This is a genomic window from Escherichia sp. GZ89, from assembly GCF_019366485.1.
GTDB classification, from domain to species: domain Bacteria; phylum Pseudomonadota; class Gammaproteobacteria; order Enterobacterales; family Enterobacteriaceae; genus Escherichia; species Escherichia fergusonii.
Window position 1 is genome coordinate 124,734 of sequence record NZ_JAEOHX010000006.1, and the last position, 13,801, is coordinate 138,534.

The following is a 13,801-nucleotide window of genomic DNA, read 5'->3' on the forward strand; positions in this document are numbered from 1 at the left end:
AGTTAGTTCCAGTACATACTGATAAATATTTTTATAATCCTTTGCGTTGTGTTCGCTCTTTAATATGCTCGGCCTTAACACTTGCCATGTTCAATAAATTCTGTTCAAGAGACAATATGTTACGTAAACGCATCCCAAAATAAACCTTCATAAATCGCCAGATATCTCTCTGCGTCAGACCAATATTCATTGATGAGAAATATAAACCAATCAAATCTTTATCCCGCCAACGACGTGGTACTTTTGCCCGTATCTGCGCGCGATGCAGGTCTATTACCGAAATTTTTAACTCATCTTCCCGGCCAGTAAATGGCAAATGGAGTAAAAAGTGGCAGATATAACAATCACGGTGATTAATCCCTGCTGCATGCATTTTGCGCACCATGGTTGCCACACGCGCGATCAGTATACGCTTAATATGTACATCAGGCGGGTTGACCGCCCAATCTGCACAATAATCTTCAAGGCTAATCGTGGGAGTGAGATCTTCGGTGATAATAAATGATGTGCGAGTTAATGGATTTAACCCTTTTTCACCAAACCCTATTCCGTGCATCGTATCAACACCGACATCATGCAGTCGATGAATAGCGTGCCACTCTCTGTCTGCGCCTAAAACGGGCATCCGCAATGAGAGCAGGTTTTTTATAATTTCTTTTAAAGTCGTCCCTTTGTGCCACTTGAGGAAATAGCTTTTCCCGGCCAGTTCAAAGCGTAATGTGCGACGCGTCTCGAGTTCACGAAAGACCTCGCCATTCAGTTTTTTAACTTCTGCAAAGGCATCTTTACCACGCCAGAGTGTGGCAAGTGGCTCTTTTAATTCAACCATCTAAACCACCTGTAATGATATCTGCCGCTTTCTCCGGCAAGCTATACAAATCCTGAGTATCGGCGTAATACCGAGCATTCTCCGCCCAGGCCATGCGCAATGGAGATTGAGTTAACGCTTTACGTAAAACGTCATTTAATTGTTCCTGGGAGAAAGGTTCAGCGATGACCGTTCCACAATTAGCATCCGCAATATAATGTGCGTACCCACATACCGCTGTTGTTAAAACAGGTAATCCAGCAGTGATCGCTTCAAGAAGAACGATACCCGCGGCTTCCTGATAAGCGGGATGCAGTAATAAATCAGCGGCTGCCATTAATTCTGACACATCATTGCGACCGGAGAAGAAATGCACATTACTACGCACACCGAGTTTTTCTGCCAGCGCTTCAAATTTACGTGGTTTATCCTGGCCAACAACAAACAACAACGTATTATGGCGTAACGATTCTGGTAACGATGCCAAAGCTTCAATTGAGCGATCCACACCTTTACGGCCAAAATCTGATCCAACCTGTAGCAATAAGTTTTGTTGTTCAGTTATGCCATTTTTCTGGCGATATATTTCACGACTGTTTGGGATTTGCGCGCTGTATTTTCTGTCCGGGTAGATACCAGGTGGAAGAATTTGAAAACGTTCAGATTCAGTTTGGTAATGCTTCTGGAAATCGGCAATTTGCTTATCCGTCAGCATCATGAGTTTTGTCGGTTTACCATGTTCGAACGTCGCTCGCTCAAATGCAGCATAATGGCGATAGCGTGATGTTAAACGATAGAAAAAACCTTTTTCTTGCGCAACTTTCTCGGCGTAACAAACATCAGCGGCAAAATAAACATCCAACCCTGGCATCTTATTAAATCCAACAACGCGATCAGCGGGATGTGCCTTCAGATGGTTTTGAACCCAGGCATAATATTCTGCATTACGTCCATGGTTAGTATGGGATTTAACCGGTACGCGAATAAGCTCAAATGCTTCCGGGCAATCGCCTTCCCACGACTGTGTATATACCCGAACATGGTGGCCCCGTGCGGCAACTGTTGACGCTATACGCATAAAGTCACGCTGTAGCCCACCAAATGGAAAATATTTATATAAGCAAAATGCCACGATCATAATTGTGCATTCCTGTCAGCTGAAGGTGCATCTTCTGGCAACAGCTTTTCCGTAGCGGCAATGACATCCTCCGCTGGAATAACAGAAAGATATTTTTTGTTGCGGTCAAGTTCGTGCCGGGTCGGCATTTTCTGATAATTCCCCGCCCAGAACTGAATAATATTATCGGTCCATGGACGCCAGAATACATGATCAGTGGCCCCAAACAGGCTAATAACTGGCGTCTTCACAGCCGCCGCAATATGCCCCGGCGCAGAATCCACACCAATAAAGAGCACTGCATGATCAATTAATGCGCCCAGTTCAGGAAAACGTGTTTTACCGGCAAGGCCGGTAATAGGTTTTGTTTGGCAGCCTCGTGCAATTTCATCTACGCAAGCGAGATCATCTGCCGAAGGGCCACAAGTCAGCACAACCTGATAACCACGATGTTGCAACGCATCGATAACCATAGAAAATTTATCGTTGTCCCAGCACTTAAATATCTGTCGGGCTGTCGGCTGGATAACGACGTAATGATCTTTCACGCCCAGTGCATCTAATTCCTGGCGCATTTTCTTCCAGCAATCATCAGCATAACTCATTGTTGTTTCAGTATAAAAATCGGTAATACCTAATGGCTCAAGGACCGACAAATTACGCTCAACAATATGTGTACCGTGTATAGGCGCTAAGTGTGTAAAGCTTTTTTTCCAAATGCCATGCTGCCGATGACCATAAAGCTGCGATATTTTCATACGAGCAGGTAAACAACGTACCAGCAGGGCCACCATCCACTGATCCGTAAGATTAATGACCAGGTCGTAATTATTCGCACGCAGAGTTTTTATCAGTGAAAGTGCATTTTTAATTTTATCGAATGTTCCCGCACCTTTATTGCTTATACCATAGAGTGCATTAATTTCTGGGTTTTCAGATAAAATCGGAATTGTATCCTGGTAAAGCAGCATATCGATTTTTGCGTCGGGATAATTCTGCTTGAGTGTACTGATTACAGGAGTAGTTAATAACATATCTCCGTGATATCGCATCTTTATGACCAGGATTTTTCGAAATGGCTTTTCCACTAGCGACTCTTTTGTGTGATTGTCTGGTTAAGTTAAGCAGAAAAAAGCACGCTACCGCCCCAGGCTCAACAGCTACCCGAATACTGATAACGCACTTACTTTGACACGCTAGTGTATCATTTCTTTCGCAGCAATCCGACCCGAATGATTTTTATACACAAAATATATTTTAATTATAAAAATCATATAGATAAAATTCCGCATACAGCGAATCCAGATATTGTCGATGTAAAGTTGCAACCCTGGCTGAAATTCAATGAATCGCATAAGAATACAAAAAAACTGAAGATCTAGCGGCAGATCAGCTCAAACAGAGGCTAATTAAGTCAAAAACAGGAAAAGTAATGGCAAACCCGGTGCTAAATACATAGAATCCCCAGCACATCCATAAGTCAGCTATTTATTATGCTTGAATTGCTTTACACCGCCCTTCTCTACCTTATTCAGCCACTGATCTGGATACGGCTCTGGGTGCGCGGACGTAAGGCTCCGGCCTATCGAAAACGCTGGGGTGAACGTTACGGTTTTTACCGCCATCCGCTAAAACCAGGCGGCATTATGCTGCACTCCGTCTCCGTCGGTGAAACTCTGGCGGCGATCCCGTTGGTGCGCGCGCTGCGTCATCGTTATCCTGATTTACCGATTACCGTTACAACCATGACGCCAACCGGTTCGGAACGCGTACAATCTGCGTTCGGTAAGGATGTTCAGCACGTTTATCTGCCTTACGATCTGCCCGATGCGCTTAATCGTTTCCTGAATAAAGTCGACCCCAAACTGGTGTTGATTATGGAAACCGAGCTATGGCCTAACCTGATTGCGGCGCTACATAAACGTAAAATTCCGTTGGTGATCGCTAACGCGCGACTCTCTGCCCGCTCTGCCGCAGGTTATGCCAAATTGGGCAAATTCGTCCGTCGCTTGCTACGTCGAATTACGCTGATTGCCGCCCAAAATGAAGAAGATGGTGCACGTTTTGTGGCGCTGGGTGCAAAAAATAATCAGGTGACCATCACTGGTAGCCTGAAATTCGATATCTCTGTCACGCCGCAGTTGGCTGCCAAAGCAGTAACGCTGCGCCGCCAGTGGGCACCTCATCGCCCGGTATGGATTGCCACCAGCACTCACGAAGGTGAAGAAAGTGTGGTCATTGCCGCACATCAGGCGCTATTACAGCAATTCCCGAATTTATTGCTCATCCTGGTACCACGTCATCCGGAACGCTTCCCGGATGCGATTAACCTTGTCCGCCAGGCTGGACTAAGCTATATCACACGCTCTTCAGGGGAAGTCCCCTCCACCAGCACGCAGGTTGTGGTTGGCGATACGATGGGCGAGTTGATGTTACTGTATGGCATTGCCGATCTCGCCTTTGTTGGCGGTTCACTGGTTGAACGTGGTGGGCATAATCCGCTGGAAGCTGCCGCACACGCTATTCCGGTATTGATGGGGCCGCATACTTTTAACTTTAAAGACATTTGCGCGCGGCTGGAACAGGCAAGCGGGCTGATTACCGTCACCGATGCCACTACGCTTGCAAAAGAGGTTTCCTCTTTACTCACCGACGCCGATTACCGTAGTTTCTATGGCCGTCATGCCGTTGAAGTGCTGTATCAAAACCAGGGCGCGCTACAGCGTCTGCTTCAACTGCTGGAACCTTACCTGCCACCGAAAACGCATTGAGGTTGTTATGCAAAAACGGGCGATTTATCCGGGTACTTTCGATCCCATTACCAATGGTCATATCGATATCGTGACGCGCGCCACGCAAATGTTCGATCACGTTATTCTGGCGATTGCCGCCAGCCCCAGTAAAAAACCGATGTTTACTCTGGAAGAGCGTGTGGCGTTGGCACAGCACGCAACTGCGAATCTGGGAAACGTGGAAGTGGTCGGATTTAGTGATTTGATGGCTAACTTCGCCCGTAATCAACACGCTACGGTGCTGATTCGTGGCCTGCGTGCGGTGGCGGATTTTGAATATGAAATGCAGCTGGCGCATATGAATCGCCACTTAATGCCGGAACTGGAAAGTGTGTTTCTGATGCCTTCGAAAGAGTGGTCGTTTATCTCTTCATCGTTGGTGAAAGAGGTGGCGCGCCATCAGGGCGATGTCACCCATTTCCTGCCAGAGAATGTCCATCAGGCATTGATGGCAAAATTAGCGTAGCGTTTATGCCGGATGGTATGCCATCCGGCGCGCATCAATTACTTCTGGCACTGCCGACAATAAAACGTTGCCCGCTGCGCATGTTTCGTCGCCACAATCGGCGTACCGCACACCCGACACGGCTCGCCTTTTCGCCCGTAAACCTGCAATTCCTGAGCGAAATAGCCCGGTTTACCATCACTTTGCAGAAAATCTTTCAGCGTTGTACCGCCCTGCTCAATCGAACGCAGCAACACCGCTTTAATCACCCGAGCTAACAATTCACACTCCGCCAGCGACAGTGATGACGCCAGCCGATCCGGATGGATCCCCGCCGCAAACAGAGATTCGCTGGCATAGATATTCCCTACCCCTACCACCAGCTTGTTATCCATCAGCCACGGTTTAATCGCCGTTTTTTTCTTCGCGCACTTCTGATGCAGGTACTCACCGTTGAAATCGTCACTAAGCGGCTCCGGTCCAAGATGGGCCAGCACGTTGTGCCCTTCCAGCTCTTTGGTCCACAGCCAGGCACCAAAGCGGCGCGGATCGGTGTAGCGTAGCACTTTGCCGTTGCTCATCACCAAATCAACATGGTCATGCTTTTCAGGGGGAAGCTCTTCTGGAAGGATACGCAGGCTGCCAGACATCCCTAAATGAATGATAATCCAGCCCTCAGGCAGCTCCAGCAGCAGATATTTAGCCCGGCGCTGCACGCTAAGCACTGGTTGGTCGCTTAAACGGTAGATCTCTTCCGAAACCGGCCAGCGCAGGCGTCCGTTGCGCACCACCGCATGAAGAATGGTTGCACCAACGAGATGCGGTTCTATGCCGCGGCGGCTGGTTTCAACTTCGGGTAATTCAGGCATAGCATCTCCAGGAATCAACAGATGCAGTCAATATGGGGGCAAGCAGATAACAAAAAACCCCGCCGGAGCGAGGTTTTTCGTTACATCAAAGCGAGAATTATTTGATTTTCGCTTCTTTGTAGATCACGTGCTGGCGAACAACTGGATCGAATTTTTTCAGTTCCAGTTTTTCCGGCTTAGTACGTTTGTTCTTCGTAGTGGTATAGAAGTGACCAGTACCAGCAGAAGAAACCAGCTTGATTTTCTCACGAATACCTTTAGCCATGATTTATTTCCTCTAAGTACTTAGTACTTTTCGCCACGGGCACGCAGTTCAGCCAGAACTGTATCGATGCCTTTTTTATCGATTACACGCATACCTTTAGCAGATACGCGCAGGGTGACAAAACGCTTCTCGCTCTCAACCCAGAAACGGTGAGAGTGCAGGTTCGGCAGGAAACGGCGTTTAGTCGCGTTCAGTGCGTGGGAACGGTTGTTACCGGTCACCGGACGCTTGCCAGTAACTTGGCAGACTCGGGACATGTCTATTCTCCAAAAATCAAATTAGCTCGAGCTTCGTATGGGGTATTGGCGCCTCGTCAGGCTTTACAGCCCGGTCATCGCAGTTCTATGTGAACTCTCGATTGCCAGGCCCAAATGCCAAACCCGAGATTCTCAAAGGTGGCGTAGTATACGCTGACTCAGCGATGTGCTCAAGTCCCGAACAGACAAAGATCCCGAAGGATCGCGCATAGCGGGTTAAATCCAGCCGCGTTCGGCAAAAGAAACATACTCTCCACGCCCAATCACGATATGGTCGAGCACGCGTAAATCCATGAACTGACAACTTTTTATTATCCGTTCGGTAATGAGTTTATCCGCTTTACTGGGTTCAGCACAACCCGAAGGGTGATTATGTGCAAGGATCAGCGCCGAGGCGTTTATTTTTATCGCTTCGCGGATAATTTCCCGAGGATGGACTTCAACATGGTTTAGCGTGCCGGAAAAAAGACGGCTATGCGTTATAACCCTGTGTTGGGAGTCGAGAAAGATCACCATAAAGATCTCCCGCTCCTCGCCCGTGAGCTGGCTTTGTAAAAATTCCCTCGTCATCTCCGGGCTGAGTAAAGGGCTTTCTTCACGCATCCGCACGTTGTAGTAACGCCGCGCCAGTTCAGCAATCCCCTTTAACTGGGCAAATTTCGCCACACCAATTCCATGAACGCCACTAAACTGTTCATATTCAGAGGTTAACAAGCCATAAAGAGAGCCGAAATTCTCCAGCATCTCTTTTGCCAGGGTTAATACATCTTTACCGCGCGTTCCGGTACGCAGAAATAGCGCCAGCAGCTCGACATCCGTTAAGGCGCTAATACCAAACTTCAGCATTTTTTCGCGCGGCATCAACAGCTGTGCATTGTTTTTCACCTTCACCTCCTTTGTGGTGCTCGCATCCTGTCATAGCCGTTCCGTTAAATCGACGGCCAGTTTTCAATCCTGGAAAGCGCCTCGCAAAGTGATTCTCAGGTGAAGGCACGACAACAAAAGTATTGTGATAAAATCGCCAACTTCTGGTGTCACCCAACAGGAAAAATCATCATGAGCCTGGCCGGTAAAAAAATCGTTCTCGGCGTTAGCGGCGGCATTGCTGCCTATAAAACCCCTGAACTGGTGCGTCGTTTGCGCGATCGCGGAGCAGACGTCCGCGTAGTCATGACCGAAGCGGCAAAAGCCTTTATCACCCCACTTAGCTTGCAGGCGGTTTCTGGTTACCCCGTTTCCGATAGTCTGCTGGATCCAGCAGCCGAGGCGGCTATGGGTCATATTGAGCTGGGTAAATGGGCTGATTTAGTGATTCTCGCCCCAGCCACCGCTGATTTGATTGCCCGCGTAGCTGCCGGGATGGCGAATGATCTGGTGTCAACGATTTGCCTGGCTACGCCTGCGCCTGTTGCCGTACTGCCAGCCATGAACCAGCAGATGTACCGTGCCGCCGCCACCCAGCATAATTTAGAGGTGCTTGCCTCGCGTGGTTTGCTCATCTGGGGGCCAGACAGCGGCAGTCAGGCTTGTGGTGATATCGGCCCGGGGCGAATGCTCGATCCATTAACCATTGTGGATATGGCGGTAGCCCATTTTTCGCCCGTCAACGACCTGAAACATCTGAACATTATGATTACCGCCGGTCCGACGCGTGAACCGCTTGACCCGGTGCGTTATATCTCTAATCACAGCTCCGGCAAGATGGGGTTTGCTATCGCTGCTGCTGCTGCCCGTCGTGGCGCGAACGTCACGCTGGTATCAGGTCCGGTTTCGCTACCGACGCCACCGTTTGTTAAACGTGTTGATGTAATGACTGCGCTGGAAATGGAAGCCGCCGTAAATGCTTCTGTACAGCAGCAAAATATTTTTATCGGTTGCGCCGCCGTGGCCGATTATCGCGCCGCTACAGTGGCCCCTGAAAAAATCAAAAAGCAGGCCACGCAGGGTGATGAATTAACAATAAAAATGGTTAAAAACCCCGATATCGTCGCTGGTGTTGCCGCACTAAAAGACCATCGACCCTACGTCGTTGGATTTGCCGCCGAAACAAATAATGTGGAAGAATACGCCCGGCAAAAACGTATCCGTAAAAACCTTGATCTGATCTGTGCGAACGATGTTTCCCAGCCAACTCAAGGATTTAACAGCGACAGCAACGCATTACACCTTTTCTGGCAGGACGGAGATAAAGTTTTACCGCTTGAGCGCAAAGAGCTCCTTGGCCAATTATTACTCGACGAGATCGTGACCCGTTATGATGAAAAAAATCGACGTTAAGATTCTGGACCCGCGCGTTGGGAAGGAATTTCCACTCCCGACTTATGCCACCTCTGGCTCTGCCGGACTTGACCTGCGTGCCTGTCTCGACGACGCCGTAGAACTGGCACCGGGTGCCACTACTCTGGTTCCGACCGGGCTGGCGATTCATATTGCCGATCCTTCACTGGCGGCAATGATGCTGCCGCGTTCCGGATTGGGACATAAGCACGGTATCGTGCTCGGTAACCTGGTAGGATTGATCGATTCTGACTATCAGGGCCAGTTGATGATCTCTGTGTGGAACCGTGGTCAGGACAGCTTCACCATTCAACCTGGCGAACGTATCGCCCAAATGATTTTTGTTCCGGTAGTACAGGCTGAATTTAATCTGGTGGAAGATTTCGACGCCACCGACCGCGGTGAAGGCGGCTTTGGTCACTCTGGTCGTCAGTAACACATACGCATCCGAATAACGTCATAACATAGCCGCAAACATTTCGTTTGCGGTCATAGCGTGGGTGCCGCCTGGCAAGTGCTTATTTTCAGGGGTATTTTGTAACATGGCAGAAAAACAAACTGCGAAAAGGAACCGTCGCGAAGAAATACTTCAGTCTCTGGCGCTGATGCTGGAATCCAGCGATGGAAGCCAACGTATCACGACGGCAAAACTGGCCGCCTCTGTCGGCGTTTCCGAAGCGGCACTGTATCGCCACTTCCCCAGTAAGACCCGCATGTTCGATAGCCTGATTGAGTTTATCGAAGATAGCCTGATTACTCGCATCAATCTGATTCTGAAAGATGAGAAGGACACCACAGCGCGCCTGCGTCTGATCGTGTTGTTGCTCCTCGGTTTTGGTGAGCGTAATCCTGGCCTGACCCGAATCCTTACCGGGCATGCGCTGATGTTTGAACAAGACCGCCTGCAAGGGCGCATCAACCAACTGTTCGAGCGTATTGAAGCGCAGTTGCGTCAGGTATTGCGTGAAAAGAGAATGCGTGAGGGTGAAGGTTACACCACCGATGAAACACTGCTGGCAAGCCAGTTGCTGGCATTTTGTGAAGGTATGCTGTCACGCTTTGTCCGCAGCGAATTTAAATACCGCCCGACAGATGATTTTGACGCCCGCTGGCCGCTGATTGCCGCGCAGTTGCAGTAATTCTCCCAAACGTTCAGGCAGAAACGTCTGCCTGACGCTTTTCTTACCATACCACCAGCATTCGCTTTACACCCTCCCTCGCCTGTTTAAAACCCTCATCCTCAGGATTGATTTGCAATAACCAGTTTATTCTTCCCTGCAAAGCATAAAGATACGCCGTTGCCTGTGCATGAAGATCGCCAGAAGAATCAAGCTCACCACGACGACTAAGATGCGAAATGACGCCATATTTTTGGCACAAATGTACTTCCTGACGCAGTGCCCTCCGCGCTTCGCGGGCGAGTTGTGGTTTGTGATTAACAACAATCCCGGTTACTTGCTGGCGCTTACAGGCCGCGACCAGGCAGCTTTTGCGTTGATTGAGGTTCAGGCCCAGCTCCGCTAACAATCCGCACACTTTATTTTTAACCAGGCGGGCATTGAAGTGACCGGAAAAGGTCATGTCATCGCAGTAGCGGGTGTAGGTAATTCCCCGAGCCTGACACCATTCCCCTATGCGCTCATCAAAACGGCACATCACAAGATTGGAAATGGCAGGCGAAGTTGGTGCCCCCTGCGGTAACGCGTCGTTATAGCAACAAAGCCAGGTCAGCATGGTTACCACATTGCGTGGCAACTGGGCCTGGCGAAACACACGCCAGACCTGTAACCAGCTAATGCTATCGAAAAAGTTTTCGATATCGAGTTTCAGGATCTGCGGCTGTTGGCAGTGAGGCTGCGCATTGCTGACGATTGGGCAACCCGGCCGGTAGGCGGTAGCAAAAGAGGAAAGTGGAAATTGTGAAAGGACGTTCTTAAGAATGTTGCGCTGTACGGTTTTGAGCAAGTAATCAGGGGCTAACACCAGCCGCTGACCACCGTGGCGTTTAGAAAGAATAATGCGTCGGTAATGGCGTCCGGCATGATTACTGAGCGCATACAGCCGCTGTATTTCTTTATCGGCGCTCCAGCCCGGCGAGCCGAACAAATCGAGCGCCAGAAGGGTTATCCGGGTAGCATCCATTCCACTCTCCACATCACGGCGGCCAAAAGAGGCGCCAACAGCGGCAATACCATCAAACTATCCCGAAGGCGCGTAACTGTACTGAGCGCGTCAGCGCGACGTACGCGAAGCGTACTTAAGTACAATGAAGCGGCTTTGGGTATATAGACAAACTACTGGCGTTAAGTCGGCGACTCGCCGACCCTCCCGGCACAAAAGGCCGGAAACGCTATTGCCACTGCTGGCGAAAGCAGATTAACACGATATCTTAAAGCGCATCACGCTGTGCACAGCAAAAACCCTGCACAGCGCATATTTTTAAACGCCAAACTCTTCGCGATAGGCCTTAACCGCCGCCAGATGTTCCGCCATTTCCGGCTTCTCTTCCAGGTAAGCAATCAGGTCTTTCAGGGTGATGATAGAGATCACTTTGCAGTTGTAATCACGCTCAACTTCCTGAATCGCCGAAATCTCGCCGCGCCCTCGTTCCTGACGATCGAGCGAAATCAACACGCCAGCAAGCGTCGCGCCATTGGCCTGAATAATTTCCATCGACTCGCGAATCGCCGTTCCGGCGGTGATCACATCATCCACCAGCATTACGCGTCCTTGTAACGCGCTACCGACCAGATTGCCGCCTTCACCGTGGTCTTTTGCTTCTTTGCGGTTAAAGCAGTACGGCAGATCCAGGTCATGATGCTCCGCCAGCGCCACAGCGGTAGTGGTGGCAATTGGGATCCCTTTGTAAGCAGGGCCAAACAGCAGATCGAACTCAATGCCGGAATCCACTAACGCTTCAGCGTAAAAACGGCCTAACAGTGCCAGATCGCGCCCGGTATTAAACAGCCCGGCGTTGAAGAAATAGGGGCTTTTGCGCCCGGACTTCAGCGTAAACTCGCCAAACTTTAACACCTGCTTGCTAAGCGCAAATTCAATAAACTGGCGCTGATATGGTTTCATGCCTTCGCTCCTCATCTTACTTTTCTACAGACAAAAAAAAGGCGACTCATCAGTCGCCTTAAAAATCAGTTTGCCAGCGCCGCCTTCTGCGTCGCTACAATGGATTCGATTCCCCCTCGGGCCAGCGCCAACAAGGTGAGTAGCTCTTCATGGGTAAACGGCTCGCCTTCTGCCGTTCCCTGAACTTCAATGATGCGCCCGTCTTCGGTCATCACCACGTTCATGTCCGTTTCAGCGGCAGAGTCTTCAACGTATTCCAGATCGCAAACCGCTTCGCCGTTCACAATACCAACAGAAACCGCGGCTACCATCCCTTTCATCGGGTTGGTTTTCAGCTTGCCATTTTCAACCAGTTTATTCAGGGCATCGGCCAGTGCAACACAAGCACCGGTAATCGAAGCGGTACGCGTGCCACCATCAGCCTGAAGCACGTCGCAGTCCAGCGTAATGGTGAACTCACCCAGCGCTTTCAAATCTACTGCCGCGCGAAGAGCACGGGCGATCAGACGCTGGATTTCCATTGTGCGTCCCCCCTGCTTACCTTTCGCCGCTTCACGGGCATTACGGGTATGAGTAGAACGCGGCAGCATACCGTATTCTGCGGTGATCCAGCCCTGGCCCTGACCTTTCAGGAAGCGCGGCACGCCTTCTTCAATAGAGGCGGTACACAACACTTTGGTATCGCCAAATTCGACCAGCACCGAGCCTTCTGCATGTTTTGTATAGTTACGAGTCAGGGTAACGGGACGCACCTGATTATTGCTACGGCCTGCTGGACGCATATTGAAATCTCCGGCTTGAAACAAATGTGGCTGCGCATTATACGGACTTCCGGCGGTTATTCCTATCCTGACAAGGCATCGATGGCTATAATCCTTCCACCTCTCCTTTTATAAACAGGAACGTCTATGATCCGCAGTATGACCGCCTACGCCCGGCGTGAAATCAAGGGTGAATGGGGGAGCGCAACCTGGGAAATGCGCTCGGTAAACCAGCGTTATCTGGAAACTTACTTTCGTCTGCCGGAGCAGTTCCGTAGCCTTGAACCTGTCGTTCGCGAGCGTATCCGTTCTCGCCTGACGCGCGGTAAAGTGGAATGTACCCTGCGCTATGAGCCCGATGTCAGCGCGCAAGGTGAGCTGATCCTCAACGAAAAACTGGCTAAACAGCTGGTAACTGCCGCGAACTGGGTAAAAATGCAGAGTGACGAAGGGGAAATCAACCCGGTTGATATTCTCCGCTGGCCAGGCGTGATGGCGGCCCAGGAACAGGATCTCGACGCGATTGCCGCTGAAATTCTCGCGGCGCTGGATGGTACGCTGGACGACTTTATCATCGCGCGCGAAACCGAAGGTCAGGCGCTGAAAGCATTGATCGAGCAGCGTCTGGAAGGCGTGACCGCCGAAGTGGTCAAAGTCCGCGCCCACATGCCGGAAATCCTGCAATGGCAGCGTGAGCGTCTGGTGGCTAAGCTGGAAGACGCCCAGGTGCAACTGGAAAACAACCGTCTGGAGCAGGAGTTGGTTCTGCTGGCACAACGAATTGACGTTGCCGAAGAGTTGGACCGCCTCGAAGCGCATGTTAAAGAGACCTACAACATTCTGAAGAAAAAAGAAGCCGTTGGTCGTCGTCTGGACTTTATGATGCAGGAGTTCAACCGCGAGTCGAACACCCTGGCCTCGAAGTCTATCAATGCCGAAGTGACTAACTCCGCCATTGAGCTGAAAGTGTTGATCGAGCAGATGCGCGAGCAAATCCAGAATATTGAGTAAACAACATATCTCCGTAGGCCGTTGTAAATTACAGCGGCGCTACGCATATAGTTTCGTCCTCACGTTTAATTACTCCATACTTTTTCTAATGCATTTTACTTATCACAAAATCAGAAAA

The 13,801-nt window shown here is 50.0% G+C and carries 16 protein-coding genes; 6 read left to right on the plus strand and 10 right to left on the minus strand.

Translation table 11 applies throughout. From position 1 onward, the window contains the following. Window positions 1–31 precede the first annotated feature (31 nt). The 3 genes from rfaP to rfaQ are packed head-to-tail and all read right to left on the minus strand — an operon-like array spanning window position 32 to window position 3,013. A complete protein-coding gene (rfaP, locus tag K0335_RS11900; RefSeq protein WP_104920015.1) occupies window positions 32–829 on the minus strand; it encodes a lipopolysaccharide core heptose(I) kinase RfaP in 798 nt (265 codons plus the stop codon). Next, window positions 822–1,946, minus strand: coding sequence for a lipopolysaccharide glucosyltransferase I (rfaG, locus tag K0335_RS11905; protein ID WP_000634276.1), 1,125 nt, complete (start codon window positions 1,944–1,946; stop codon window positions 822–824). The genes rfaP and rfaG overlap by 8 nt, the downstream gene beginning before the upstream one ends. Continuing rightward, window positions 1,943–3,013, minus strand: coding sequence for a lipopolysaccharide core heptosyltransferase RfaQ (gene rfaQ, locus K0335_RS11910; protein WP_024256562.1), 1,071 nt, complete (start codon window positions 3,011–3,013; stop codon window positions 1,943–1,945). The genes rfaG and rfaQ overlap by 4 nt, the downstream gene beginning before the upstream one ends. Window positions 3,014–3,418: 405 nt before the next feature. Between rfaQ and waaA the strand changes: the two genes are divergently transcribed. Together waaA and coaD are read left to right on the plus strand one after the other, a co-directional pair. Continuing rightward, window positions 3,419–4,696 carry a lipid IV(A) 3-deoxy-D-manno-octulosonic acid transferase gene (waaA, locus tag K0335_RS11915; protein WP_000891553.1) on the plus strand — a complete coding sequence of 426 codons (1,278 nt, stop codon included), beginning with the start codon at window positions 3,419–3,421 and terminating at the stop codon, window positions 4,694–4,696. A 7-nt stretch (window positions 4,697–4,703) separates the two neighbouring features. After that, window positions 4,704–5,183 carry a pantetheine-phosphate adenylyltransferase gene (gene coaD, locus K0335_RS11920; RefSeq protein ID WP_001171863.1) on the plus strand — a complete coding sequence of 160 codons (480 nt, stop codon included), beginning with the start codon at window positions 4,704–4,706 and terminating at the stop codon, window positions 5,181–5,183. 38 nt (window positions 5,184–5,221) lie between these two features. On the opposite strand, the gene mutM is transcribed toward coaD, so the two are convergent. The 4 genes from mutM to radC all read right to left on the minus strand — a co-directional run bounded on the left by mutM (window position 5,222) and on the right by radC (window position 7,438). After that, entirely contained in the window at window positions 5,222–6,031 is an 810-nt protein-coding gene (mutM, locus tag K0335_RS11925) for a bifunctional DNA-formamidopyrimidine glycosylase/DNA-(apurinic or apyrimidinic site) lyase (RefSeq protein WP_001114533.1), read from the minus strand. A gap of 97 nt (window positions 6,032–6,128) precedes the next feature. Continuing rightward, window positions 6,129–6,296, minus strand: coding sequence for a 50S ribosomal protein L33 (gene rpmG / locus K0335_RS11930; RefSeq protein WP_001051798.1), 168 nt, complete (start codon window positions 6,294–6,296; stop codon window positions 6,129–6,131). A 20-nt stretch (window positions 6,297–6,316) separates the two neighbouring features. Next, window positions 6,317–6,553: a 50S ribosomal protein L28 gene (gene rpmB / locus K0335_RS11935; RefSeq protein ID WP_000091955.1), complete on the minus strand. Its 237-nt coding sequence runs from the start codon at window positions 6,551–6,553 to the stop codon at window positions 6,317–6,319. A 216-nt stretch (window positions 6,554–6,769) separates the two neighbouring features. Continuing rightward, complete coding sequence (radC, locus tag K0335_RS11940; protein ID WP_001297375.1) at window positions 6,770–7,438, minus strand: DNA repair protein RadC; 669 nt, start codon at window positions 7,436–7,438, stop codon at window positions 6,770–6,772. A gap of 171 nt (window positions 7,439–7,609) precedes the next feature. Between radC and coaBC the strand changes: the two genes are divergently transcribed. From coaBC to slmA, 3 genes are all read left to right on the plus strand, one after another. After that, window positions 7,610–8,830, plus strand: coding sequence for a bifunctional phosphopantothenoylcysteine decarboxylase/phosphopantothenate--cysteine ligase CoaBC (coaBC, locus tag K0335_RS11945; protein WP_104920014.1), 1,221 nt, complete (start codon window positions 7,610–7,612; stop codon window positions 8,828–8,830). Then, window positions 8,808–9,266 (plus strand): dUTP diphosphatase, encoded by a 459-nt coding sequence (gene dut / locus K0335_RS11950; RefSeq protein ID WP_000976064.1) that lies wholly within the window; start codon window positions 8,808–8,810, stop codon window positions 9,264–9,266. Before coaBC ends, dut begins: the two co-directional genes overlap by 23 nt. A gap of 106 nt (window positions 9,267–9,372) precedes the next feature. Then, a complete protein-coding gene (gene slmA, locus K0335_RS11955; protein ID WP_000818603.1) occupies window positions 9,373–9,969 on the plus strand; it encodes a nucleoid occlusion factor SlmA in 597 nt (198 codons plus the stop codon). A gap of 43 nt (window positions 9,970–10,012) precedes the next feature. Here the strand turns inward: slmA and K0335_RS11960 are convergent, their stop codons facing one another. From K0335_RS11960 to rph, 3 genes are all read right to left on the minus strand, one after another. Further along, the gene (locus tag K0335_RS11960; protein WP_104920013.1) at window positions 10,013–10,972 is read right to left on the minus strand and encodes a reverse transcriptase family protein; all 960 of its coding nucleotides are present in this window, start codon (window positions 10,970–10,972) and stop codon (window positions 10,013–10,015) included. 297 nt (window positions 10,973–11,269) lie between these two features. After that, window positions 11,270–11,911, minus strand: a complete 642-nt coding sequence (gene pyrE / locus K0335_RS11965) for an orotate phosphoribosyltransferase (RefSeq protein WP_000806177.1) — start codon at window positions 11,909–11,911, stop codon at window positions 11,270–11,272. Window positions 11,912–11,976: 65 nt separating this feature from the next. Continuing rightward, complete coding sequence (rph, locus tag K0335_RS11970) at window positions 11,977–12,693, minus strand: ribonuclease PH (protein ID WP_001247087.1); 717 nt, start codon at window positions 12,691–12,693, stop codon at window positions 11,977–11,979. Window positions 12,694–12,819: 126 nt separating this feature from the next. Between rph and K0335_RS11975 the strand changes: the two genes are divergently transcribed. Beyond that, the gene (locus K0335_RS11975) at window positions 12,820–13,683 is read left to right on the plus strand and encodes a YicC/YloC family endoribonuclease (protein WP_000621326.1); all 864 of its coding nucleotides are present in this window, start codon (window positions 12,820–12,822) and stop codon (window positions 13,681–13,683) included. Window positions 13,684–13,801: the final 118 nt, after the last annotated feature.